The organism is Paraburkholderia madseniana (genome assembly GCF_009690905.1).
In the GTDB taxonomy this organism is placed as follows: Bacteria; Pseudomonadota; Gammaproteobacteria; order Burkholderiales; family Burkholderiaceae; genus Paraburkholderia; species Paraburkholderia madseniana.
Genome location: NZ_VOSW01000052.1, coordinates 1 through 25,392, shown reverse-complemented (window position 1 = coordinate 25,392; position 25,392 = coordinate 1). Strand labels below are relative to the sequence as shown.

The 25,392-nt window shown below is 62.9% G+C and carries 20 protein-coding genes; 15 read left to right on the top strand and 5 right to left on the bottom strand.

Going from position 1 to position 25,392, the window contains the following annotated elements; all coding sequences use genetic code 11:
- The first annotated feature begins 163 nt into the window (after positions 1-163).
- The 5 genes from FSO04_RS25640 (at position 164) to FSO04_RS25620 (ending at position 3,745) form a co-directional block, all read left to right on the top strand.
- Positions 164-1,501: a C45 family autoproteolytic acyltransferase/hydrolase gene (locus tag FSO04_RS25640; protein ID WP_154563763.1), complete on the top strand. Its 1,338-nt coding sequence runs from the start codon at positions 164-166 to the stop codon at positions 1,499-1,501.
- A gap of 338 nt (positions 1,502-1,839) precedes the next feature.
- On the top strand, positions 1,840-2,094 hold the full coding sequence (locus tag FSO04_RS25635; RefSeq protein WP_115780011.1) for a hypothetical protein: 255 nt from the start codon (positions 1,840-1,842) through the stop codon (positions 2,092-2,094).
- A 32-nt stretch (positions 2,095-2,126) separates the two neighbouring features.
- Positions 2,127-2,357 carry a DUF2795 domain-containing protein gene (locus FSO04_RS25630; protein WP_093644998.1) on the top strand — a complete coding sequence of 77 codons (231 nt, stop codon included), beginning with the start codon at positions 2,127-2,129 and terminating at the stop codon, positions 2,355-2,357.
- On the top strand, positions 2,354-3,226 hold the full coding sequence (locus FSO04_RS25625) for an AraC family transcriptional regulator (RefSeq protein WP_154563761.1): 873 nt from the start codon (positions 2,354-2,356) through the stop codon (positions 3,224-3,226). Before FSO04_RS25630 ends, FSO04_RS25625 begins: the two co-directional genes overlap by 4 nt.
- Positions 3,227-3,355: 129 nt before the next feature.
- Positions 3,356-3,745, top strand: a complete 390-nt coding sequence (locus FSO04_RS25620; RefSeq protein ID WP_154563759.1) for a cupin domain-containing protein — start codon at positions 3,356-3,358, stop codon at positions 3,743-3,745.
- Positions 3,746-3,761: 16 nt separating this feature from the next.
- Here the strand turns inward: FSO04_RS25620 and FSO04_RS25615 are convergent, their stop codons facing one another.
- Positions 3,762-4,811, bottom strand: coding sequence for a LysR family transcriptional regulator (locus FSO04_RS25615; RefSeq protein WP_154563757.1), 1,050 nt, complete (start codon positions 4,809-4,811; stop codon positions 3,762-3,764).
- A 255-nt stretch (positions 4,812-5,066) separates the two neighbouring features.
- Between FSO04_RS25615 and FSO04_RS25610 the strand changes: the two genes are divergently transcribed.
- Positions 5,067-5,279: a hypothetical protein gene (locus FSO04_RS25610; protein ID WP_154563755.1), complete on the top strand. Its 213-nt coding sequence runs from the start codon at positions 5,067-5,069 to the stop codon at positions 5,277-5,279.
- A 16-nt stretch (positions 5,280-5,295) separates the two neighbouring features.
- On the opposite strand, the gene FSO04_RS25605 is transcribed toward FSO04_RS25610, so the two are convergent.
- On the bottom strand, positions 5,296-5,913 hold the full coding sequence (locus tag FSO04_RS25605; RefSeq protein ID WP_154563753.1) for a TetR/AcrR family transcriptional regulator: 618 nt from the start codon (positions 5,911-5,913) through the stop codon (positions 5,296-5,298).
- 219 nt (positions 5,914-6,132) lie between these two features.
- Here FSO04_RS25605 and FSO04_RS25600 point away from each other — a divergent pair, with 219 nt between their 5' ends.
- From FSO04_RS25600 to FSO04_RS25590, 3 genes are read left to right on the top strand one after another with little or no spacing between them, the layout of a single operon-like run.
- Positions 6,133-7,326 (top strand): efflux RND transporter periplasmic adaptor subunit, encoded by a 1,194-nt coding sequence (locus FSO04_RS25600; RefSeq protein ID WP_154563751.1) that lies wholly within the window; start codon positions 6,133-6,135, stop codon positions 7,324-7,326.
- Positions 7,323-10,445 (top strand): efflux RND transporter permease subunit, encoded by a 3,123-nt coding sequence (locus FSO04_RS25595; protein ID WP_154563749.1) that lies wholly within the window; start codon positions 7,323-7,325, stop codon positions 10,443-10,445. Before FSO04_RS25600 ends, FSO04_RS25595 begins: the two co-directional genes overlap by 4 nt.
- A gap of 4 nt (positions 10,446-10,449) precedes the next feature.
- Positions 10,450-11,997 carry an efflux transporter outer membrane subunit gene (locus FSO04_RS25590; protein WP_154563747.1) on the top strand — a complete coding sequence of 516 codons (1,548 nt, stop codon included), beginning with the start codon at positions 10,450-10,452 and terminating at the stop codon, positions 11,995-11,997.
- A gap of 756 nt (positions 11,998-12,753) precedes the next feature.
- Here the strand turns inward: FSO04_RS25590 and FSO04_RS25585 are convergent.
- Positions 12,754-13,632 carry a lipid A biosynthesis lauroyl acyltransferase gene (locus FSO04_RS25585; RefSeq protein ID WP_168435847.1) on the bottom strand — a complete coding sequence of 293 codons (879 nt, stop codon included), beginning with the start codon at positions 13,630-13,632 and terminating at the stop codon, positions 12,754-12,756.
- 420 nt (positions 13,633-14,052) lie between these two features.
- Positions 14,053-16,554, bottom strand: a complete 2,502-nt coding sequence (locus FSO04_RS25580; RefSeq protein ID WP_154563743.1) for a penicillin-binding protein 1A — start codon at positions 16,552-16,554, stop codon at positions 14,053-14,055.
- A gap of 443 nt (positions 16,555-16,997) precedes the next feature.
- On the opposite strand from FSO04_RS25580, the gene FSO04_RS25575 reads away from it, so the two are divergent.
- The 3 genes from FSO04_RS25575 to FSO04_RS25565 all read left to right on the top strand — a co-directional run bounded on the left by FSO04_RS25575 (position 16,998) and on the right by FSO04_RS25565 (position 20,027).
- Entirely contained in the window at positions 16,998-17,612 is a 615-nt protein-coding gene (locus tag FSO04_RS25575; RefSeq protein ID WP_154563741.1) for a hypothetical protein, read from the top strand.
- Between the two features lie 461 nt (positions 17,613-18,073).
- Complete coding sequence (locus tag FSO04_RS25570) at positions 18,074-18,754, top strand: PspA/IM30 family protein (RefSeq protein ID WP_097392886.1); 681 nt, start codon at positions 18,074-18,076, stop codon at positions 18,752-18,754.
- Between the two features lie 85 nt (positions 18,755-18,839).
- Entirely contained in the window at positions 18,840-20,027 is a 1,188-nt protein-coding gene (locus FSO04_RS25565; RefSeq protein ID WP_154563739.1) for a tetratricopeptide repeat protein, read from the top strand.
- Positions 20,028-20,134: 107 nt separating this feature from the next.
- On the opposite strand, the gene FSO04_RS25560 is transcribed toward FSO04_RS25565, so the two are convergent.
- Positions 20,135-20,812 (bottom strand): TetR family transcriptional regulator, encoded by a 678-nt coding sequence (locus tag FSO04_RS25560; RefSeq protein WP_154563737.1) that lies wholly within the window; start codon positions 20,810-20,812, stop codon positions 20,135-20,137.
- Between the two features lie 146 nt (positions 20,813-20,958).
- Here FSO04_RS25560 and FSO04_RS25555 point away from each other — a divergent pair, with 146 nt between their 5' ends.
- The 3 genes from FSO04_RS25555 to FSO04_RS25545 form a co-directional block, all read left to right on the top strand.
- Entirely contained in the window at positions 20,959-22,449 is a 1,491-nt protein-coding gene (locus FSO04_RS25555; protein ID WP_168435841.1) for a flavin-containing monooxygenase, read from the top strand.
- A gap of 120 nt (positions 22,450-22,569) precedes the next feature.
- Positions 22,570-23,559 carry an alpha/beta fold hydrolase gene (locus tag FSO04_RS25550; protein WP_154563735.1) on the top strand — a complete coding sequence of 330 codons (990 nt, stop codon included), beginning with the start codon at positions 22,570-22,572 and terminating at the stop codon, positions 23,557-23,559.
- Positions 23,560-24,076: 517 nt separating this feature from the next.
- Positions 24,077-25,392, top strand: a 1,316-nt coding sequence (locus FSO04_RS25545; RefSeq protein WP_154563733.1) for a methyl-accepting chemotaxis protein, incomplete at its 3' end; no start/stop codon positions are given.

The following is a 25,392-nucleotide window of genomic DNA, read 5'->3' as shown; positions in this document are numbered from 1 at the left end:
GAACCCGCGCGGCAATGCGCGGCGCCTCACCCACGCCGCCTTCTCAGCCCGTGCAAAGCGCGGCAGATTCTCTACAATGAGGAAACCGCTGCAGCGCTTGCGAGCAGCGCGCGTTACGCCAAGACGGGCGCACCGAGACGCCCGCCCTTCGATCGGAGCGAAGATGAGCGAACCGTCCCTCGATGCCGTCCGCCGTGATCAGGCCGGCTGGATTTTTCTGCATATCGAAGGCGAGCCGTACGATCGCGGCGAGCAGCATGGCCAGTTGCTCGCCACCGAAATCCAGAACGCGATCCGCACCGCCCGCTACCTGGCGAAATGGGATACCGGTGAAGACTTCGACACCTTTGTCGACGCCGCCGTGTCCCAGTTCGCCAACAAACTCGACACCGAATTCGCCGACGAAATCCAGGGCATCGCCGACGGCGCGAAGCTGCCGTTCGCCGAAGTGCTAGCCTGGAACGGCTACATGGATCTGCTGCAAAGCTGGTGGCCGAGCCACGCGGCGGCCCAGAAACCGCAACTCGGCCTGAAACCCTGGCGCGGACGCCGCGGCCATCACTGCAGCGCGTTCATCGCCACCGGCAACGCCACCCGCGACGGCCGCATCGTCATGGCACATAACTCGTGGGACCGCTACGCCGCGGGCGACGCGTTCAACGTCGTGTTCGACATCGTGCCCGATCGCGGCAACCGCATCCTGATGCAAGGCCTGCCGGGCTGCATCTCCAGCCTCACCGATTTCTGGGTCACCGAAGCCGGCCTGATGGTCACCGAAACCACCATCTCCAACTTTATCGGCTACAACGCAGCGGGTGCGCCGGAGTTCTATCGCTCGCGGCGCGCGTCGCAGTACGCCAACAACATCGGCGAATGGTGCGAGATGTTCGCGGTCGCCAACAACGGCGGCTATGCGAACAGTTGGCTGCTCGGCGACACCAAGACCGGCGAGATCGCGCGCTACGAACTGGGGCTGCACTATTCCGGCTTCGAGAGTACGAAAGACGGCTTCTATAGCGGTTACAACACCGCGACCGATCTGAAGATCCGCAACCAGGAATGCATCGGCGAAGGCGAAGACTATACGGACGTGCGCAAGAACGGCGCGCGCCGCTTGCGCTTCATGCAGCTCGAAGAAATGCATCACGGCAAGATCGACGTCGAACTCGCCAAAGAGATGATCGCCGACCATCACGACGTCTATCTCGACCGCAACGACAATCCCTGCTCGCGCACCATCTGCGGGCATCTTGAACTGGACGACGCGCGCTTCGGCGGTTCCGATCAAGGGCCGTTCAATCCGTGGGGCGCCAACGACGGCAAGGTGGTCGACAGCGAGATGGCGCGCAAGATGGCGTTCACCGCACGCTGGGGGCACCCGTGCGGCAAGCCGTTCGACGCCCAGGCGTTCATGAAGCGCCACCCGCAGTGGAACTGGCTCAACGGCTATATGCGCGACCGGCCGTCGTGGCCGTGGACGCGGTTCGACGTGCTGCGTTAGAAGCTCGCTCTTAACGGTCGCTGAACCGTTGTTCGCCCAGGCTGTTACCAGGCAGATTGAGGTTCGCACGCGATTCGGGCATCAGCCGCTTCCGCATCGCAACATAGACGCAGCACGACCGTTCGCGACTGCTCTGCCTTTTTCCTGCCATCATGTGAAATCTACAATTAGGTTTTGTTTCATTTGCGCGCGCGTCGCAGCCGTTTGCCATCTAAGATGGTAGATGCACGCCGCCCGCCTGTATCAACGCCGCGTGTAGGTTGCGCCGTCCTTACGACGCGGGGACAGCGTAACGCTTGCTCAACTGTCAGCGCCGCATGAGCTTAGGAGGTCGGGCGATGAAAACCTCGACACTGTTGACCATGGTGACGCTGTCAGCCTCGTGTTTTGCCGCGCCAGTTCATACCGCGCCGGACAGCACGGCCGCCAATAGTCTTGCCGAACGCGCCAACGCCGCACCGGTCGCTCCCGCGGCGCCGGACGTCGCTGCCACGGACGACACTCGTCCGCAACAATGGCAACACATCGCGCTGCCCAAGTCGCGGCATCTGGAGCGAAGCTTCACGGGCCAGAACGAGCACCTGCAGACCTGAAAACCTGAAAACCGCCCCCTTGGAGCGCTTGCATGACCGCATCGGCTATTCCCGGCGAATCGATTGATCTGCAGATCGCCGACGTTCTGCGCGAAGTCCGTTTCCCGACCTACAAGGACGCGCTAGTCGACGCCGCGCGCGAAGCCGGCGCGAGCAACGAAGTCGTGTCGATGCTCGACGGTTTGCCGGAGCAGGACTATGCCGACGTGGCGTCGGTCACGCGCCTCGTCGGCGGCAACTATGGGCCGGGTCTGGGGGCATGAGCGGAAAGCAGGTCTTGACGCCGAGTTCACTTTCGTCCGATCCGAAGCCCGCTGCCGACTGGATCCATCGCTCGCCGCATTCGGGCGGCACGAGCGGCATCGAGCGAATCGAAGCCTTCTTTCATCATGCCGGCTATGCGATGCACCGGCACGATACCTATGCGATCGGCCGCACGCTTGCTGGCGTGCAGAGCTTCCGCTATCGGGGCAGCACGCGTAACAGCTTGCCGGGCGGCACGATGGTGCTGCATCCCGATGAGCCGCACGATGGCCAGGCCGGCACCCGCGACGGCTTTCACTACCGGATGATCTATGTCGACCCGGCGCTGTTTCAACAGGCGCTCGGCGGCAAGCCGTTGCCGTTCATTGAAGGCGGACTCTCGAACGACCCGCGTCTGTTTGCTGCGACCGAGAGCCTGCTGCGCACGATGGATTGTGCGATCGATTCGCTCGAACAGGACGATGCGCTCTACGAACTGGCCATCGCGCTCGACGCCGTGGCAGGGGGCGCGGCGACGCGCCGTCCGGTGGATTACCTCGCGGCCGAACGGGCGCGCGAGTATATGCTTGGTTCGCTCGATAGCGCAGTGACACTCGACGAACTGGCGGCAGCCGCCGGCCGCGACCGCTGGAGTTTGTCGCGGGATTTTCGTGCGCTGTTCGGCACGAGTCCGCATCGCTATCTGACCATGCGCCGGCTCGATCTCGTGCGCCGACTCGCGATTCAGGGCGTGTCGCTCGCCGACGCGTCGGCGGCGGCCGGCTTTACCGATCAGAGCCATATGACACGGCACTTCAAGCGCGCGTGGGGCGTTGCGCCGGCGCATTGGCTCAAGATGCTGGGGCCTTCGACCCGCGGCGCGCGTTAACGGTAGCTCGACGGATATCCCACCGTCCATCGCCCGCCGCCCCCGCGCACAAACGTACAAGACCCGCTAGCGCCTCCCGCCCTACGCTCCTGCCTGACACACACCTACCCCTCAGGAGGGAGCACCGCGATGTCCACCCATCAAACGATTCAACGGCCCTACCGCGCCATCAATTTCGCTGAGAAGCTGGAGCTCTTCAGCGACCAGTGGCAAGCACGCGTGGTCGCGGAAATGAACGACTATCAGTTCAAGCTGGTGCGCATCGAAGGCGACTTTGTCTGGCACGAACATGCCGACACGGACGAAACGTTTATCGTGCTGGACGGACAGTTGCGCATCGACATGCGCGATGGCTCCGTGCTGCTCTCGGCCGGAGAAATGTTCGTGGTGCCCAAAGGCACGGAACACAAACCGTATGCCGAACGCGAGGTCAAGCTGCTGCTGATCGAACCGCGCGGCGTGAAGAACACCGGCGAAGAAAGCAACGAACGCACCGCCGCGAACGACGTGTGGATCTAGGTTTACCGCGCGCTCGTCAAAGCGACGACGATGCTACGATCCGCGCGCGCGAAACCGGGAGCGTCGGCCGCGCCGCGTCGCCCTGCAAAGCGGACACCGGCAGATCGTCGGCATAAACCGGCGAGCCGGCCACGGCACGCCGCGGCATCCTGGCACGGGGATCGCGCGCGTGCTCGTCGGTGCGCTGGAAATGCGCGACAAGGTGATCGATAAAGGTGCGTACTTTCGCCGGCAAATGAAGGCGGCTTGGATACGCGATCGTGATTTCGATTTGCGGCAGGCGGTAATCGCCGAGCAACGGCACAAGCCGCCCGGACGCCAGATCGCGGCCGATCAGGTAGCTCGGCAAAATCGCCACGCCCATGCCCAGCAAAGCGAACTGCCTCAGCATCTCAGTGTTGTTAGCCGCGATCGCGTTGGTGGGTCTCACACGGACCTCACCCAGCGGTCCGGTAAAGACCTTTTCGTCGCCGCCCTGCTCCGCAGGCCGGCTCAGACACGGATGCTTCAACAGATCCTCGGGACGGGTCGGCGTACCGTGCTGCTGCAGATAGGCGGGCGTCGCGCAAACCGTCATATAGCCGGTGGTCAATCGCCGCGTGACAATGCTCGCGCTGCGCATGTGCCGCGCGACCATAATGCCGACGTCAAAACCCTCTTCCACCAGATCGACATGACGATCCGCCAGCGTGACGTCAGGCATGACTTCCGGATAACGCTCGGCGTAAGACTGCACCACCGGCGCGAGGCTATGCAGCCCGAACACCACTGGCGCGACGATGCGCAGCGTCCCGACCGGTTCGTGATTACGCGCCACCACCATCTGCTCGACGCCTTCCAGGTCGTCGAGAATATGGCGCACGCGTTCCAGATAAGTCGTGCCGGATTCGGTCAGCGAGAGGCGCCGCGTCGTGCGATTGAGCAGCCGGGTACCAAGGCGCGCTTCCAGATCCGCGACGTGGCGCGTGACAACGGCAGTGGAAAGATCCAGCGCGCCGGCCGCGCGGACGAAACTGCCAAGGTCGGCCACCTTGACGAATACGCGCATCGACTGCAATTGATTCATGGGACGACTCCTGCCTCGATAAAGCCGGGCCGGCGCAACGCTGCCGCCTGTGTCGACCCGCGCGACAAGGCGCGCGCGGATTTGCCCAACGATTCGATTGTATCGACCCGATCATGTCCCAACCCTGACCTGAACATGACAATCCGGTCAGGTTTCTGAGGCGCTCGCGACGCTATTGCGAGGTTTATTGCGGATATTTGGTAGGTATAAACCCTTAGATGCTGGTAACATAGCGCCCGAAAGGAACACATCGCTATGCCACATCGTTTTCAGCTTTTCGAAAAAATCGCGTTTTCACTGGTTTGCTGGTCCGCGGCGGCCTGTTCGGCCTTCATCGCTTACGAGCGGTGCCCGGAAATCAAGGTTGTCCTGCACGTCGGTGAAGAAGTCCTGCGCTACAGCGGGCAGTATTCGTTCGTCTGCGCCACGCCGGTTGCTAACGCCTGCGCGCAGTTGCCGGCGAGCTGATCCGCCGGCACTCGTATTACGCGTCGCGCCCGAACACCACGCGCGCGAAAAATCCCGCCAGCACCGTTTCAGCCATCTCCGACGAGACGTTCTGCGGGTCGACCGCATAAAAGAACTGCACGCCGTCGCACAAGCCCATCAAGCCCATCGCTAGTGTCTCCGCCGGTAACGGCAGAGGCGTGCCGACCCGCGTCGAAAACTCGCGGATGTACGCACTCAACTGTTCGAGCTTTTCGTGCAGGAACGCGTTAAAGCGTATGCGGAAGCGGCCGTCGCGCACGGCCAGCAGCTTCGCCTCTACCCACAGCAGGAAACATTTGTTCTCGCGATGCAGGTTGCTGTAGTAGCGCAGCACGCGCTCTTCCATTTCCTCGCGCGAAGTCGCGTCTTCGAAAATGGCATGCAACCCCATCTGCATGGTCTCGTGGTCGCGCCGCAGTAGTTCGAGGAACAACTCGTTCTTGCTGCGGAAGTTCGAATAGAACGCGCCGCGTGTATAACCCGCCGCCCCGGCGATGTCTTCGACACTCGCCGCGACAAAGCCTTTCTTCATAAAAATTGCTTGCGCAGCGTCGAGCAGGCGCTGGCGCGTCTGGTCTTTGCTCTGCTCGCGTGTAAGTCGTTGCCGTTTCATGGGCGCAAGTCTAGCACCGAAAAGAATTCCAATTCACGTCAACATTCAAATACAGGTGTGTATTAGAATGCGACCAATCATTCGAAGTCAGATGCGTATGCCGATCGCATGTTTCGACCCTCGTGTCTTCGCTGGCGAGCCGCTGCGGCTTGCCGTGTTCGTTCGCTGTCTCCAGTTGGGGTAATTGTGAAGCGTCCCGGTCCTCCCGCATCGTCTGCGATGCGCCAGCAGTCCCATCGGTATGCCCGTTCTGCGCGTCTGCGCCGCGCAGCATTTGCCCTCGCGCTCGCCGGTATGGTCACGCTCGCCGCGTGCTCGAAGAAGGAAGCGGTTGCGCCCGCGCCGCGTCCGGTGGTCGCCGTCGCCGTGCATGCGGACGGCAGCGCGACAGCCGCGGCCTCGTTGCCCGGCGAAGTGCAGGCGCGCTATTCCACCCCGCTGTCGTTTCGCGTCGGCGGCAAAATCATCGAGCGGCGCGTACGCTTGGGCGACGTCGTGAAGAACGGGCAGATCGTCGCCCGGCTCGATCCGGCAGATGCGCAAAAGAATGCCGCCAGCGCGCAGGCTCAACTCGAAGCCGCGCAACACAGTCTCGTGTATGCGAAGCAGCAACTCGATCGCGACCAGGCACAGGCGAAAGAAAACCTGATCGCGCCCGCTCAGCTCGAACAGACCACCAACGCGTACGCCTCAGCCGCCGCGCAGCGCGACCAGGCCGCGCAGCAGGCGGCGCTGTCGAAAGACCAGTTGCAGTACACCACGCTCAGTGCCGATCACGCCGGCGTGATCACGGCCGAACAGGCCGACACCGGCCAGAATGTGTCCGCGGGGCAAGCCGTCTATAACCTCGCATGGAGCGGCGATATCGACGTCGTCTGCGACGTGCCGGAAAGTGCGCTCGCCGCGCTCTCGGTCGGGCAGACCGCGCAGGTCACGCTGGCCGCGCTGCCGGGCCGCAGCTTCAAGGCGCGCGTGCGCGAACTGTCGCCCGCCGCCGATCCGCAAAGCCGCACTTACCGCGCCAAGCTCACGCTCGACAATCCCGGTCCGGACGTACGCCTCGGCATGACCGCCGACATCGCGCTCGCCGCGCCGTCGCCCTCGGACTCATCTGCCGACGCAACTGGCAACTCAGCTGCCAACGCCTCGGCGAGCCAGAACGGTTCCTTTACTGTGCCCGCCACCGCCCTGTTCCACGACGGCGCGCGGCCGGCCGTGTGGGTCGTGCGCGCCGCGGACAACGCGCTGGAACTGCGCCGCGTGACGGTCACGCGCTATAACGAGCGCACGATTGTGATCGGCCAGGGGCTCAAGGATGGTGAGCGCGTCGTACTGCAAGGCGTGCATACCGTGACCGCCGGCGAAAAAGTCCACGTGATCCCGCCGCTGCATCCCGAGGACTTCGCTTCATGAGCACCACGCCTGAAGAAGGACGCTTCAACCTGTCCGCATGGGCGCTGCGCCATCAGGCGCTGGTCGTTTTCCTGATCGCGCTCGCTACCGCATTCGGCGTTCTCGCCTATACACGTCTTGCCCAATCCGAAGATCCGCCCTTCACGTTTCGCGTGATGGTGATCCGCACCTTCTGGCCCGGCGCGACCGCACGCCAGGTGCAGGAACAGGTCACCGACCGCATCGGCCGCAAATTGCAGGAAACACCCGCCATCGATTTCGTGCGCAGCTACTCGCGCCCCGGCGAATCATTGATGTTCTTCTCGATGAAAGACTCGGCGCCGGTCAAGGACGTGCCCGAAACCTGGTATCAGGTGCGCAAGAAAGTCGGCGATATCGCCACGACCTTGCCGCCAGGCATTCAGGGGCCGTTCTTCAACGACGAATTCGGCGACGTCTACACCAACATCTGGACGCTCGAAGGCGACGGCTTTTCCGCCGCACAACTGCACGATTACGCGGACCAGTTGCGCACGGTGCTGCTGCGTGTGCCGGGCGTCGGCAAGGTCGATTATTTCGGTGATCCGGACCAGCACATCTACATCGAGATCGCCAACACGCAACTCACGCGTCTTGGCATCTCGCCGCAGCAACTCGGCCAGGCGATCAATTCGCAGAACAGCGTCTCGCCGGCAGGCACGCTGACCACCACCGACGACCGCGTGTTCGTGCGCCCCACCGGCCAGTTCAAAGACGTCAATGCGCTCGCCGACACGCTGATCCGCATCAACAACCGCTCGTTCCGTCTCGGCGACATCGCCACCATCAAGCGCGGTTACGACGATCCAGTCGCCACGCAGATGCGCTCCGGCGGCAAGGCGGTGCTCGGCATCGGCGTGACGATGCAGCCGGGCGGCGATGTGATTCGTCTGGGCAAGGCGCTCGATCAGCAGATGGTCACGCTGCGGGCCTACCTGCCCGCCGGTTTGCACCTGGTCGAAGTGTCGAGCATGCCGAACGCGGTGGCGCGTTCGGTCGACGATTTTCTCGAAGCCGTCGCCGAGGCGATCGCGATCGTGCTGGTGGTCAGCCTGCTGTCGTTGGGCGTGCGCACCGGCATGGTGGTCGTGATCTCGATACCTGTCGTGCTCGCCGTCACGGCGCTGTGCATGTATCTGTTTGACATCGGACTGCACAAGGTGTCGTTGGGCACGCTGGTGCTCGCTTTGGGGCTATTGGTCGACGACGCGATCATCGCCGTCGAGATGATGTCGGTGAAGCTGGAGCAAGGCTGGACCCGCGCGCGCGCGGCTGCCTATGCGTACACCAGCACCGCTTTCCCAATGCTGACCGGAACGCTCGTAACCGTCTCCGGCTTCCTGCCGATTGCCCTCGCCAAGTCGAGCACCGGTGAATACACGCGTTCGATTTTCGAAGTGTCGGCAATCGCGTTGATTGCGTCGTGGCTCGCGGCGGTTGTGCTGATTCCATTGCTCGGCTATCACATGCTGCCGGAGCGCAAACGCCAGGCACACGAAGCGGAAGATCACGAGCACGACATCTACGACACGCGGTTTTACAAGCGCCTGCGTGGCTGGATCAGCTGGTGCATCGAACGGCGTTTCGTCGTGCTGGCGATCACCGTCGTGCTGTTCATTCTGGCCATGGCAGGCTTCACGCTGGTGCCGCAACAGTTCTTCCCGAGCTCCGACCGGCCCGAGTTGCTGGTGGACGTGCGCCTGCCCGAAGGCGCGTCGTTCGAAGCGACATTGCGCCAGGCAGAGCGGCTCGAAAAGGCGCTGGTGGGCCGTCCGGAAATCGATCATACGGTGAACTTTGTCGGCACCGGTGCGCCGCGTTTCTATTTGCCGCTCGATCAGCAATTGCCGCAGCCGAATTTCGCGCAGTTCGTGATCACCGCGAAATCCGTGAAAGATCGCGAGAAGCTCGCGCAATGGCTCGAACCGGAATTGCGCAACAACTTTCCGGCGATCCGCACACGCCTGTCGCGCCTCGAGAATGGTCCGCCGGTCGGCTACCCTGTGCAGTTCCGCGTGAGCGGCGACGATATCGCCACCGTGCGCTCGATCGCCGAGCGCGTCGCCGCGACCATGCGCGCCGACCGCCGCACCAGCAACGTCCAGTTCGACTGGGACGAACCCGCCGAGCGCTCGGTGCGCTTCGAAGTCGATCAGAAGAAGGCCCGCGAACTCGGCGTGACCTCCGAAGACATCTCGAGCTTCCTCGCGATGACACTGTCCGGCTATACCGTCACGCAATATCGCGAGCGCGACAAGCTGATCAGCGTCGATCTGCGCGCCCCGAAAGCGGAACGCGTCGACCCCGCGAAGCTCGTCACGCTGGCGATGCCGACGCCGAATGGCCCGGTGCCGCTCGGCACGCTCGGTCATCTGCGCAACGACCTCGAATACGGTGTGATCTGGGAACGCGACCGGCAACCTACCATCACCGTGCAGTCCGACGTCGCGCCTGGCGCGCAAGGGATCGACGTCACGCATGCCGTCGATAAATCCCTCAGCCAGATTCGCAGCACGCTGCCGGTCGGCTACCGGATCGAGATCGGCGGCTCGGTCGAAGAAAGCGGCAAGGGGCAGACGTCGATCAACGCCCAGATGCCGATCATGATCATCGCCGTACTGGTGCTCCTGATGGTCCAGTTGCAGAGTTTCGCGCGCGTGCTGATGGTGGTGCTGACCGCGCCGCTCGGCCTGATCGGCGTGGTGTTGACGCTGCTGCTGTTCGGCCAGCCGTTCGGCTTCGTCGCGATGCTCGGGGTGATCGCCATGTTCGGCATCATCATGCGCAACTCGGTGATTCTGGTCGATCAAATCGAGCAGGACATTGCCGCGGGACATAAGCGCTTCGACGCGATCGTTGGCGCGACGGTGCGGCGCTTCCGACCGATCACGCTGACCGCGGCCGCCGCCGTCCTCGCGCTGATTCCGCTGTTGCGCTCGAACTTCTTCGGCCCGATGGCGACCGCGTTGATGGGCGGCATTACGAGCGCGACCATCCTCACGCTGTTCTATCTGCCGGCCCTGTACGCCATGTCGTTCAGAGTACGCACCGACGAGCGCGAGCCGCCGGCGCCGTCCGCCACGACGCATTCGGGGAACTGAGATCATGGCTATCCTTGCATTCCCTCGACACGTGCGCCTCACGCTTCTCGGCGGTGCTGCGCTGACGCTGGCCGCCTGCTCGTTCGGCCCGAACGGCGAGCCGCCCGCCATGCCGCAACCGGCGCACTACGGCGCCGAAGCGCAGCCGACGCAAACCGTGCCCGCACAAGGCATCACCCAGCAATTCGTGGTCGGCGCGAAGCCCGTGCCCGAATGGTGGAAGCTGTATCAATCGGAGGCGCTGAACGCCCTGGTCGACGAAGGCTTGCGCAACAGCCCAACGCTCGCCGCCACCGACAAGAGTCTCGCGGCCGCGCGCGAGCAACTGCGCGCGCAAATCGGCAGTTCGATGCTGCCAACCATCGACGCGGGCGGCCAGATGACCCGCAATCGTGCGCTGGCGATCCCCGAGGCCGGTCCGAATACGTTCCTGTACAACATCTTCGTCGGTCAATTGCAGGCGCACTACACGTTCGACCTGTTCGGCGCCGCGCGTCTCGCCGATGCCGCGCTCGCCGCCCGCGTCAACGTACAGGCTTATCAGTTCGACGCCGCGCGCCGCGCGCTGGCCGCCAACATCGTGACGGCGGCGATCACGAGTGCTGCGTTGCGCGCGCAGATCGACACAACCGAGCGGCTCGTGACGCTTGCCAACGATCAGGCCCGCGACACGCAGCGGCGCTACGTACTGGGCGCGGTCTCACACGCCGACCAGTTGAGCGCGCAACAAAGTGCCGCGAGTCTGTCGGCGAGTTTGCCGGGCTTGAAGCAGCAATGGCTGACGACGCGTCATGCTTTGGCCGTACTACTTGGCCGCACACCGGACGCGGCCCCGGACGACCTCGATCTTGCGCAACTGCACGTGCCTGAACAGGTGCCTGTCGTGGTGCCGTCCGAGCTGCTGAGCACCCGCCCCGACATTCAGGCCGCGGACGCCGCCCTGAAGGCCGCGGCGGCCGATGTCGGCGTGGCGACGGCACAGATGTTCCCGAGTCTCTCGCTGAGCGCCTCGATGGGACAAGGCGGCTTTAGCTGGCCGGTGGCCCTGTCCGGCGCGGGGGCGATATGGAGCATAGGGGCATCCTTGTCACAACCGCTGTTTCACGGCGGCGCCCTGTTCGCGCAGCGCCGCGCGGCCGTCGACACGTATGACGCCACGGTTTCGCAATACAAGCAGACGGTACTGACCGCATTCCAGAACGTCGCCGACACGCTCGCAGCGCTGCAGCACGACGCGCAAGCGCTCGACGCCGCGAACATTGCAGCGCGTTCGGCGCAGGGAATTTTCGACGAAACGTCGGGACGCTACCGACTGGGCGCGTTGCCGATCGCCTCGACGCGCTCGAGCGAGCAGCAGTTTCGCAACGCGCAGCTCGATGAGATCCGCTATACCAGCGCGCGGCTAACGGACACGGCAGCCCTGTTCCAGGCGATGGGGAATCCGCCATTGGGGGCGGGGCAGGCTACATCTGCGTCTGCGTCTGCGTCTACGTCCACGGCGACCTCGGCGGTGCCAGGGGTTTCCACGGCGACCGTGGGCGGGTCGAACTAAACCTGGGATTCCGTAGTTATGGCTGCGGACTTATCCCCAGTTTATGTTGAAGAGGCTGTTGAAAACTATCTGACAAGCGGGCTAACACGTTGAACGCGCTGTAGTTTTTGGGTGCGGTGCGGAATGAACCAGGGGGCGCTGAATGTACCTTTGATTCCGGCCGAAGCCATTGGGACGCCTCACCACGCCACAACGTTATCCCCAGTTTATGTTGACAGGGCTGTTGATAACTACGGGGCTACGCGCTTAAGTGCTTGATGCAGATCGGTTTGTTGCTTGGGGTGCAGGCTGATGCAGGGGGTGATCGACTACGCGCCACGCAACGGCGGCCGTTTGCGGAGAGAGGCCTTATCCACAGATTTTGTTGAAAGGCATGTTGATAACACTTGGACATCCGGAGTAAGTGCTTGAGCGCGCAACGAAATCGGACGTAGATCTTTCAGGCGCCGCCCAAACAGCGAGTGGATTTAAGAACTACTCTTCGGCGCGCGCAGCGCCGCCGGAAGTATGACGCCCTTGTCACAAGCGCAAGCAGGTGCACGAACCCAGATTCCAGATGCACCACTACCCGTAGCAGACCACGGTGCCCACTTAGCAGGAGTGGTTTGAGCCGCTTTCTTTTGCCTACTTTTCTTTGCGGCATGCAAAGAAAAGTAGGTGCCGCCCCGCACAGGGGCAACGCTAATAGACCACTAGCAAATCAAGGAAAGGCCAAAGCCCCAAGAACACGGCCAATGCCGCGCACAGGCAAAAAACTCAATAAACCCCAGCCTCCCCAGCAGGCCGATGCTTAAACCTCTTATGCACCCAATAATACTGATCAGGAATCCGACGCACCTGCGTCTCAAGAAATTCGGTAATCCGCCGAGCATCGACAGCAACATCCTCCGAAGGAAAATCCTTTAACGCTTCGAAGATAGTCAATTTATAGCCCCGATAATCCGGCAAAACCTCAGTCACAAAAGGCACAACCCGAGCATTCCCAGCCTTGGCCATCCGCGAAACGGAAGTAAGCGTACACGCAGGCACACCAAAAAACGGCACAAACACCGAATCCCGCAACCCAAAATCCATATCAGCAGCCAGCATGACAGGCTTGCCATCCCGCAGCACACGCAAAGCCCGCCGCACACTATCGCTACGCGGAATCATCTCCGTACCAAAGCGCCCACGCTGCCGCTTAGCCATCGCATCAAGCAACAAATTCGACATCGGCGTATACAAAGACGCAACCGGATGCCGCGTCGAATACATCATGCAACCCGCCTCGATACCGACAAAATGGAAGCCGACAAAAATCGTCGGCTGCCCCTCCATGTCGGTCAGATCGATCGCGCTCTCCACTTCGACCAGGCGCGCCAACGCCTGCGCATTGCCGAACCATTGGGGACCGCGCTCGACATAACTGCGGATCACATGACAGAAATGCGCGCGCGCGAGACGCTCGCGCGCTTCGTCGCTCATGTCGGGAAAGCACAGTTTCAGATTGGTATGCACGACGCGCCGGCGCGCGCTGGGAATCCGGTACAGCAACGCACCGATGCCGGTGCCGATGCGCGCGACAACGCCATATGGCAGGAAAGCAAACGCGCGCAGCAGACCTGTCATCAGACAGATGAGTATTCGACTTTTCACGAGGCAACGACCCGGTGGATGCTGTGTAACAAACACGCCGGCCGCGGCAACCTGACGGTTGCCCACGGACGAAGTGGCAGGCGCGCGCGTCAAACGGGTCTTGCGCGGCGGGACTTTCGAAGATGGGTGTCTCGCTCGCGGCGAGACACAGCAGTGCTGGAGGCCGAAACCGCTTAGGAATCGGGCGTCCGTATAGGACCCAATATAAAAAGCATCGCAGGCGTGATTAAAACACACTGCACAGCGCAGGCACAAAATCTGCGGGCGGAGCTTACCCGAATACCGCCACTCAATCCGCGGCAGGCAACGGTTTCCCCGCCCTTTCAAAAACTTGCGCGTGCGGCCCCGGACAGGCCGCACACACTCGCTACGCCCCTAAGCGAGCCTCTAAGAAAGTCCCCTTGGGGGGACTGGCGAACATCAAGGCTTGTTCGTCTCGAACAGATCCATGATCTGCTTCTTCTCATTCGACGAGACATTCGGCGGCGGCACCGCCGGCGGCGTCATACCCGCCGGCCCCACGCCACCCACCGCGTCGCTCACACCGGCGGTCGGATTCGCGGAATCCAGACCGATGCTGGCCACGAAACCATTGCCCGGCGTCATGTCCGTATAGAACAGCTCGCCGTCGACCGCGGTCACGCCGTCCGGTTGCGCCGGCTCGCTTTGCGGTATGCCGCGCAGCGCACGCTGCATGTACTCGACCCAGATCGGCAACGCGAGCTGTGCACCGAACTCGCGGCTGCCGAGACTCTTCGGCTGGTCGTAACCCATCCACGCCACCGCCACCAGCGATTGCTGATAACCGGCGAACCAGCCGTCCTTGGCGTCGTTGGTCGTACCCGTCTTACCCTGCAGGTCCGAACGATGCAGCACGTTGGAGCCCGCACCCGTGCCGGCCGTGGCCACCGAGTGCAGCAGGCTGTTCATGATGTAAGCGTTACGCGGTTCGAGCGTACGCGGCGCATCCTGGCCAGCGGTCAACGGCTGTGCCTTCGAGAGCGGTACGCCACGTGCATCCGTCACTTCGTTGATCAGATACGGATTGATGCGGTAGCCACCGTTCGCGAACACCGAGTATGCGCCCGCCGATTGCAGCGGCGTGACGAGGCCGGCGCCGAGCGCCATCGGCAGATACGGCGGGGTCTTGTCGGCGTCGAAACCAAAACGCTGCGTGACAAAATCTTGCGCGTACTTGGTGCCGATGAACGACAGGATACGGATCGACACCAGGTTCTTCGATTTCTGCAGCGCGAGGCGCAGCGGCATCGGACCGTCCGGCTGGTCGTCGTCCTTCGGCTCCCACGCGTCACCACCCGGCGTGCTCGGCGGGAAGTACAGCGGCGCGTCGTTAATGATCGTGGCCGGTCCGAGACCCTTGTCGAGCGCTGCCGAATAGATGAACGGCTTGAAGCTCGAACCCGGCTGACGCCACGCCTGCGTGACGTGGTTGAACTTGTTCTTGTTGAAGTCGAAGCCGCCCACCAGCGCACGAATCGCACCGTCCTGCGGCGTGAGCGAAACTAGCGCGCCTTCCACTTGCGGCAGTTGCGTGATCTGCCAGTTGCCCTTGTCGTCGGCGACGAGGCGCACGATCGAACCCGGCTTGATCTTCGTGGCGGCCGCCGCGCGCGCGGAGAGCGCACCGGCTGCAAAGCGCAGACCGTCGCCGCTGATGGTCACTTCCGTGCCGTCGACCAGCTGCGCCTTCACCTGCTTCGGATTCGCGTCCGTCACCACGGCGGCGATGATTTCGCCGTTGTCGGGGTGATCGGTGAGCGCGTCGTCGATGGTCTGATCGCGGTCGTCGCCCGGTGCGGGCAGTTGCACGAAGCCTTCCGGCCCGCGGTAGCCGTGGCGCCGCTCGTAGTCCATCACGCCCTTGCGCACTGCGCGATAGGCGGCGTCCTGGTCGGCGGAATCGATCGTGGTGGTGACGTTCAGGCCGCGCGTATAGGTTTCGTCCTTGTACTGCGCGTACATCATCTGGCGAACCATTTCGGCGATGTACTCAGCATGCACGCTGTATTCGTTGCCTGGGTTCTTGGTGTGAATCTCTTCCTTGACGGCCTGGTCGTACTGATCCTGACTGATGTATTTCAGCTCGAGCATGCGCTTCAGAATGTATTCCTGGCGGATCTTCGCGCGCTTCGGATTGACCACCGGGTTATACGCGGAAGGCGCCTTCGGCAAGCCGGCCAGCATCGCGGCTTCAGCCAGCGTGATGTCTTTCAGATCCTTGCCGAAGTACACGCGCGCGGCCGCGGCAAAACCGTACGAGCGCTCGCCCAGATAAATCTGGTTCATGTAGACCTCGAGGATCTGATCCTTGGTCAGCGCGCGTTCGATCTTGTACGCCAGCATCATTTCGTAAATCTTGCGCGTGTAAGTCTTCTCGCTCGAAAGGAAGAAGTTGCGCGCCACCTGCATCGTGATCGTGCTCGCACCCTGCGAGGCGCCGCCATGCGTGATGTCGGAAATGCCCGCGCGCAAAATGCCCACGAAGTCGACGCCGCCGTGCTCGTAGAAGCGATAGTCTTCGATCGCGAGCACCGCCTTCTTCATCTGGTCCGGAATGTCCTGGAAGCGCACGATGCTGCGCCGTTCTTCACCGAACTCGCCGATCAGCACGTGATCCGCGGTGTACACCCGCAACGGCACTTTCGGGCGATAGTCGGTCAGCGCATCGAGCGACGGCAGTTGCGGCCCCATCACCACGAGCGCATAACCGACGATCAGTGCACCCACCACGGCAATGGTCGCCAGCAGACTGACAAACCAGATGGTGATGCTCGCACCGATCGAACGGCGGCCGGGCTCAGCGTCGCGCGAAGCAGCGTTGCGTCCTGGAGTGCGGTGGTAGGCGTCCCGGTCGTCACCAGCCGGAGAATTTGAAGAATGCGGTCGTTTGATGATTGGCATGACTGGAATAGTGGGCGCGTAACTGAACGCGTGAGGCGCAAAACACCGCGCGGCCCTATGCCCCCGGGCGACCGCACGGCACGCCCGTGACATCGTCCGGCGCAACGCAACAGCGCATTTTAAAGAAATCAAGCGCCGTCCAAGACAGTTTTTTTGTAAGAATTCCCTTCGCGCGGCGCCATGCCGGTAGATCGCGGCAATGGCACGCGCTCCCGGCGCCACTTGCCCAGGTTATCAACAGAAATTGTTGAAAGGCCTGTGGACAAGCCCGCCGCAAACGCTACAACCCGTTGATGTCACGGGATTTTCATGTCGCGCCCGTTCCGCATCGGTGCAACTCGTCATATGATGGACACGGCGCGGGGGTCGACACCGACACGCGCGACGGCGTACGCCAGATTCACGCCTTGATTCGCCAATGCCAACAAGTATGCGAGCCGACCATGAACAAGCCCAGCGAACGCATCGTCGTATTCGTCACGACCGCACAGAAACGCGCGATCGCCGCCACCGCCGAAAACCTGGGCATTAGCGTCAGCGAACTGATGCGGCGCGCGGTGTTGAGCTTCGGCGCGACCAGCGAACAGGTGAAAGCGGCCAGCATCGTCGACCGGCTGCGTGCGCCGCGCGCGCCGGACGCGCTCGACGCGGCGCTGCAACGGGTCGCGCGCGGTACGCGCCACGCACGGGCAGCGCTTCCGGAGGCCTTTCAGACTCACGGTGACAACGAAACCGCTGTGCCGGCGGAAAGCGCGGCGGCATCGCACGCGGATGAATTGTTGGGCACGGCCGCAGGCGCGGGCCCAGCGCCGTTGCTGCCGGCCGGTGTATTGGCCGCCCTCACCGCCACCGCCGAGGAAATAGAAGCCGCCGCGGCAGCCGAAGCCGTGGCGCGCGTCGCCGCGGCCGAAGCGGCGTCCATTGCCGGTTCGGCGCAAAAACCGGGCGACGTGGACACGCCTTTGCGCCACGTGCTTAAACGCCCTCGCCTCGACGCCACGCGCGACGAAGACGATCCACAAAGCGATCCGAGCACGGAAGGCGGCCGCTTCGCCTGAATCGGAAGTGCCACCACGGTCAAGCGCCCCAACCCACCGCGCATTGATGCGCTGTTGAAGCGCAAGCACGCCGTCGATACACCACGCCTGTTCACATCCGCGACACTCGCCGCGCCGACACTCGCCGTGCCTATGCACGTCGCGGATGCCCGCCGCACGGTGCCCGCCGCGCACAAAGTTGGCGATTGTGTCATCGCGCCCTTTAAGGCGGTTTTAAGAGAATGCGTGGTGTAATATCCGCCGACGGCTGAATAAGCCACCGCGCGTTTTAACCACTGAGGCTGTTGGCCATTCGGTTTCAAAACGTAAATTTGTGGCACCACTATTGCAATTGGCGAGTGTGCCCCGAACTCCGGTCCGAACGCTGCGCAGCTTCTCGCGCAGCGGCGTAAAGTAGCATTTGAAAGCAGTTAAAGCGCGTGGGAATTATTCAGCGCCGATTTCATTCTTTGGAGGTTTTCATGTCGCTTTTTGACAGCATTTCGCGCACGCTTAAAGGTCTCCTGAACGACGCAGCCGATTCCGTGCAGGATCCGTCGCGCGATTCGCGCCAGATCGTGCGCGAACTCGACGAGAGCATCGCTAAAGCCGAGAACTCGCTGATCGAGATTCAGGCACAGGTCGCCACGCAGCAAAGCAAGCGCGATGTCGCCGCCGACAAGGCAAAGAAGTACGAAGACGGCGCGAAGCGCGCGCTGCAATCCGGCGACGAAGCGCTCGCACGCGAAGCCCTCGGCGCGCAAGCCACGGCCGAAGCTGAACGCGATGCGCTGGCGAGAGAACTGACCACGCTGGAGCCGTCCGTTGCCCAGTTGAAGAGTCAGATCGACGACATGCGTGGCCGTCGTAACGACCTGAACGCGCGCTCGAACATTCTGCAAGCCAAGCAGCAGATCGCTCAGGCCAAAGATGTTGCCGCTACTGCGTTGGGCGGTATCGGCGGCAAGAATCTCTCCGAGGATTTCCAGAAGCTGGAAGACAAGGTTGCGTTATCGAACGCCCGTTCCGACGCACGCCTGAATTCGGCCGACGTTAAGACCGGCAAGGCGCTCGACGACAAGCTCGCGGATCTGAACCGCGGCCCGTCAGTCGAAGATCGTCTCGAAGCGTTGAAGAAGCAGATCAACACGCCGGCTCAGTAATTGCGTCAGCAGTGCATACCGGTGGCCGTTACGAGCGCCATCGGAATCGACTGAAGGAGACGGGTGCATCGCACCCGGTCCGTAAATGAAAAAATTTCTCGCAAGCGCATTCGCCTCACTGCTGTTCGTGTCGGCCGCGGCGTTCGCTGTGCCGACGGTCCAGCAGATCGAATCCGCCATGTCGCAAGGCAACTGGCAGCAGGCCGATGCCGGTTTGAGCGAAGTACTGCAGGCGCATCCGAACAATGCGCGCGCGCACTACCTGTACAGCCAGGTGCTCGATCGCGAAGGCCGTTATGCCGACGCCCTCGCCCAGATCCAACAGGCCAAGACGCTCGATCCGCAAATCCGCTTCACCGACCCGACCCGTTTCGCGCAAACCGAAGCGCGCATCCGTAAGGACGCGGAACGTGCTGGCGGCGCCGGCGGCAACACCACGAGCCGCGCGGCCAACCCGTTCGTACAGCAGAATTCGCCGGCGGTGCAGCAGCAGTCGGCGATAGCGCCGCAAGCGCCGCAACGGCATGGTCCCGGCATCGGCATGTGGGTTGGCATCATTCTCCTGATCGGCGTGATCGCGCTGGTGTTGCGCTGGACCTTGCGCCGCGCCCGCACGCAAGACGATTCGCGCGCCGACGACGATCGTCGCGTGCAGCTCAAGCGCGCAACCGAAATGCTCAACGCCGTGCGCTCGTTGAAGCTCGACGTGAAGCTCTCCACCGTGCAAGGTCATGAGGCGCTGGAGAAGGAAGTCGAATCGACCGAAGACCAGTTGCGCGGTCTCGTCGAAACGCTGTCGAACAGCAAGAATCCGGTGCCGCCGTATCAGCTCGACGAACTGGAACAGCGCATCGGCAGCCTGCGCGCCCGCGCCGAAGGGCGGCCCGATCCGTATGCCGCGCCGGCCGGCACGCAGCAGTCGCCGTATGCGCAGGAAGCAGAGCGTTTCGGCAACCCGCCGCAGCCGTATCCGCAACAAGGACCGTATCAGCAGCAGCCGCAGGTCATCGTGCAACAAGGTGGTGGCGGTTTCGGCGGCGGCATGGGCGGTCTGCTGACCGGCGTGTTGCTCGGCGAGGCGCTGAATTCCGGGCGTGAACGCGTCGTGGAGCGCGACGTGATTGTCGATGACGAAACGCGTCGCCGCGGCGGCGACGGGGGCAATGGCGGCGGCCTCGACTTCGGCCAGGGCTCGAACGACTGGAACGACAACAGCGGCGGCGGCGTCGACATGGGCAGCAACGACGATTCCGGCGGCTGGAGCGATACCTGAGAAACACCGCGCTGGATGAGATGCAGTCAATCAAACGCTAATCGATCAAGCTGCAATGAAAACAGGCTCCTGCACGGAGCCTGTTTTTTTATGTCGATTCCCTTCATTCATGCGGGCGCCCTGACCGGCTCATGCTGCGCTAGCAGCACCGAACCAGCAAACAGCCGGACGATGAAACGCTCCGCATACGCGACCAGCGCGTCCCGGCGCGCGGCATTCCCGTCGATGTACTCCGCCGAAAGATGAAACAGCAGCAGCACGATCTGCGTGCAGACTTCGTCGACGGTTGCGCGGGCGAGCGTCGGCATCAGTTGCAGTTGCACGACGTCGTCCGCCATTTCCGCCGACACCTCGTGGAGGTTTGCCCGCACCGCTTCGCGCAGCGCCGGCGACGTGCCGTGATACTCGGCCAGCGCGCTCAGAAATGCCTCGCGATTCTCCAACGCAAACGCGAAGAACGCCATGCACGCGCGACGCGGCACGCTCTGCGGCTCGTCGTGCGCGGCCAGCCAGCGCTCGCGCCGCAGCATCGGCCGCAAGCGGCGGCTCACCGATTCGACCGCTTCGCGCGCCAGCGCGTCGAGCGTGTCGAAATGGCGGTAGAACGTGTTGGGATTCAACCCTGCCTCGCGCGCCAGTTCGCGCAGACCCAGGCTTGCAAAGCTGCGCCCGCCCGCGGTCAAACGCAACGCGGCTTCGATCAGCTTGCGCTTGCCGGGCGGGAGGTCCTGCCCGGCAACAGCGCCATGGTCGGCAGCGAGCGCCGCTTCGGGTACGGGTTTCATGAGCTTTCAGTCGGAGCACGGCTCGCGCGTTTGATAGTCGTACTCTAAACGATCTTGACGCGAAGTGTACAGTTGTCTACCCTGCGCGTTATACGGCTGTAGACATATGTAGACACCCGAATTTTGCTCACCTCCGGAGACCCGCCGTGACGCCTGCTTCAACTGCCCAACCCGCCGCGCCACGCATTGCCATTGTGGGCAGCGGCTTTGCGGGCATCGGCATGGCGATCCGCCTTCAGCAGATGGGCATCACGTCGTTCACGATTTACGAGGCGGCCGGCGATGTTGGCGGCACGTGGCGCGACAACACCTATCCCGGCGCGGCCTGCGATGTGCCGTCTCATCTGTATTCGTTTTCGTTCGAGGCGAATCCGGCGTGGTCGCGTGCGTTCGGCAGCCAGGCGGAGATATTCGCTTACCTCAAGCATTGCGCGCGCAAATACGGCGTCGATCGTTACGTGCGTTGCAATGCACGCGTGGCCTCGGCGCGTTTCGACGAAGCGCGGCAGATATGGCAGGTCGAGATCGATTCGAACGGTACGCGTGAAAGCATCGAGGCCGATGTCGTGATCGCCGCGAGCGGTCCGCTCTCGCGGCCGGCCATGCCGCAGATCGCCGGGCTCGAGCGCTTCGAAGGCAAGCTGTTTCATTCCGCCCGCTGGGATCACGACTATCCGCTCGAAGGCAAGCGCGTAGCGGTAATCGGCACCGGTGCCAGCGCGATCCAGTTCGTGCCGCAGATCCAGCCACGCGTCGCGCAACTCGAACTGTTCCAGCGCACCGCACCGTGGATCATGCCCAAGCCCAACAAGCCGGTCGGCCCGCGCGCACATTGGCTGTTCCGCCATCTGCCGTTCACGCAGCGCTTCGTGCGCAATGCGATCTACTGGCAGCTCGAATCGCGTGCGATTGCGTTCGTCGTCAATCCGAAACTGATGAAGTTGCCGATGAAATTCGGCTTGAGCTACCTCGAACGGCGCGTCAAGGACCCGGCGCTGCGCGCCAAGCTGACGCCGAACTACCGGCTCGGCTGCAAGCGCGTGCTGCTGTCGAGCGATTACTATCCGGCGCTCAACCAGCCCAACGTCGACGTGGTGACGACCGGTATCCGCGAAATCGTCGCCGACGGCATCGTCACTAACGACGGCGCGCATCACCAGGCCGATGCGATCATCTGCGGCACGGGCTTCCAGGTCAACGACGTGGGTGCACCGTTCAACGTGACCGGTCTCGACGGCGCCGACCTCGGCGCGATGTGGCTGCGCGATGGACCGGAGGCCTACCTCGGCACCAGCATCGCCAACTTCCCGAACTTCTTCATGATCGTCGGCCCGAACACCGGGCTCGGCCACAACTCGATGATCTACATGATCGAGTCGCAAGTGCAGTACATCGCCGATTGCCTGCGCGTATTGCGCCGACGCAAGGCACGCACGATGAACCTGCGGCCCGACGTTCAGCACGATTTCAATGCGCGTCTGCAGAAGGAGATGCAGCACTCCGTGTGGGTCAGCGGCTGCCATAGCTGGTATCAGACAAAGAGCGGCAAGGTCACAGCGTTGTGGCCGGGCTTCACATTCAGCTTTCGCAAACGCACGCGGCGTGTGCGGCCGCACGATTATCGCTTCGTGCCATAGAAGCATGCGGCGGCTGAGGGGCTGCTCGCGATGCGGAGGTGGGGGCCGATACCGGCTCAGATGCTGAGTCCGTGGCAGACGCAGAAACAATCTAATTCAAACAAAAGGGAGACAACAACCATGGCAAGCATCGAATCCGCAACGCCCGCATCCACCGTGCCGCTGCGCCCCCGCTCGCTCGCCGCGCGCCTCGGCATTACCAGCGTGCCGCGTGCCGAATTGCAGCGGCGCTACACGCAGAGCGGCTCGAAGTTCGTCAAGATCATGGGTGCCGACGTGCACTACGTCGACGAAGGCAGCGGCGACACAATCGTGATGATTCACGGTTTCGCGTCTTCATTGCACACGTGGAATCGTCTGGCCGATGAACTCAAGCACGAGCATCGCGTGATCCGTCTCGATCTGCCGCCGTTCGGCGTGACCGGACCGCTGCGCTCGAGCTCCGGCGAGATCGAAACCATGAACCTGCCGACCTACCGGCGATTTATCGACACCTTCATGCAGGCTCTAGGCATCTCGCGTGCGACGCTGATCGGCAACTCGCTCGGTGGCCTGATTTCGTGGGATTACGCAGTACGTCATCGCGAGGCCGTCGAAAAGCTCGTACTGATCGACTCAGCCGGTTTTCCGATGAAGCTGCCGATTTACATCGGCCTCTTCAATAGCGCGCTGGTGCGGGTCAGTTCGCCGTGGTGGCTGCCAGAAGTCATTATCAAGAGCGCGGTGCGCAACGTGTATGGCGATTCGCACAAGATCGATGCGGTGACGCTGCGGCGTTACGTCGAGTTCTTCCACGGCGAAGGCACGCGCACGGCGATCGGCAAGATGGTGCCGACGCTCGACTTCAAGGACGTCGATACCGACGTGCTGAAGACGCTGAAGGTGCCGTCGCTGGTGCTGTGGGGGGCGAAGGATCGCTGGATTCCGCCTGCGCATGCTGCCGAATTTGCGAGCCGCATTCCGGGCGCGAAATCGGTGATGTACCCGGGACTCGGCCATATTCCGATGGAAGAAGCCCCTGAGCGCGTAATGACCGATCTGCGCGCGTTTCTCGGCACGAACGACGCCACTGCTCCAGCAGTTGAAGGCGTGCGCGGCGAGCCGGTCTGACCCTTCCTGGCCGCACGATGCGACGGTCGTATCGTCGCATCGTCTGGCGGCCCCGCCGATTCATCCATCCACCGATCCGCACCCAGGCGCGCATGGCCGCGCTGTTGACGCACCGCCGACACGCGACGTTGCGCTCTCAACCACCTCCGAGCAACCGCAACAGTCCCCAGAGAAACTTGCAGAGCATCGCGATCAGCTCCCACAGGTGGTAGAGCTGCTGCCAGCCTGAGACGCGTGCGAAGGAGTCGATCATGGTCCGCTGGTGAGTGGGAGGGCTGCGAGAAATGGCAGGCGCAGTCGCTTGCGGGGCCAGGCCTCTCGCGGGTCTGGGCGTCTCACGCGCGCTGTGCACTGGGCCGTGCCAGCGCCCTGCCGGATCCCACATCATAACGACCGCGGGATACCCCGTATCAAGTTGTTTGCAAGTTTGCCGTCAATACTTCGGGAAGACGCGGCATCCGTGCTGGATGAGCGCACGAATTGACTCAGCAAACCGCGCCATCAAGGAGACACGACCATGACGCGCTTCAGCTTCCGCCGGGCTGCCCGTTCGCAGACTGTGGTCGGCGATATTGCCGCCCACGCCGGCAAACTGGGTATTGAAATCTGCGACGTATCTGGCCACGTCGAAGAAGTGGCTGCGCGCGTGCAGCGCCAGGCACAGGTATGCCGCGCGCTGCGCGAATCCGCTGCCGTCACGCTGGCGGGCAACCACCGCATCGCCGCCGCTGCGCGCGAAATGCGCAGCGTGTCGGCTGAAGCCGCAACCGGCGTGCAGGCGTCGCAACAGACGCTCGAGGCGTCGCTCGCCGATATCCACGGGCTGGTGGAAGGCGTGACGGTAATCGAGAGCCAGATTGGCGCGCTGCGCAGCGCGTTGGCCCATGTGAGCCGCGTCTCCGAGGAGATTTCGCTGATCGCCCGCCAGACGCATTTGCTGGCGCTGAATGCCGCGATTGAAGCCGCGCGCGCCGGCGACTCCGGCAAGAGTTTCGCGGTGGTGGCCGCCGAGGTGAAGAACCTGTCGGCGAAGACCGCGCACGCGACCGGCCAGATCGAGACGACGCTCGCGCAACTTACTCAGCAGACCGAGCAGTTGATCAGCGAGGGCTCGGTGAACACGGCGCGCGCCCATCGGGTACGCGAAGGCACCCGCAAGATCGGCGACGTCGTCCATGCGACGGGCGATGCGATTACGCAGCTCAACGACGAGGCTGGACAGATCGCCGCGTTGACCGGCGAGATTGAAACGCAATGCAACGGGCTCGAAGCGCAGGTGCTGGAGATGGCGAGCGGCGTCGAAGATTCGAGTGAAAACTTCGTCCAGGCGAAGGACCGGCTGGGGAATCTGCTCAGCGTATCCGAGACGTTGATCGAGCTGACCGCGGCCACGGGGGTCGAGACGACGGATACGCGGTTTATCGAAGCCGTGCAGCGGGCTGCGGCCGAGGTGAGCAAGGTATTCGAAGCGGCTGTCGCTCGGGGCGAAGTGTCGATTGAGGATCTGTTCGATCAGCACTACGTGCCTGTTGCCGGGAGCAATCCGGCTCAGTTCATTACGCGGTTCACTGCGTTTACCGATCGGGTTTTGCCGGCTATTCAGGAGCCGTTACTCGGGCTGGATCCACGCGTGGCGTTTTGCGCTGCTGTGGATGTGCGTGGGTATCTGCCTACGCATAATCTGAAGTTTTCTTTGCCGCAGCGCGAGGATGTGGTGTGGAATATGGCGAATTGCCGGAATCGGCGGATGTTCGATGATCGCACTGGGATTGCGGCTGCTTCGCATGTTAAGAAATTTTTGCTGCAGACGTATCGGCGTGATATGGGCGGTGG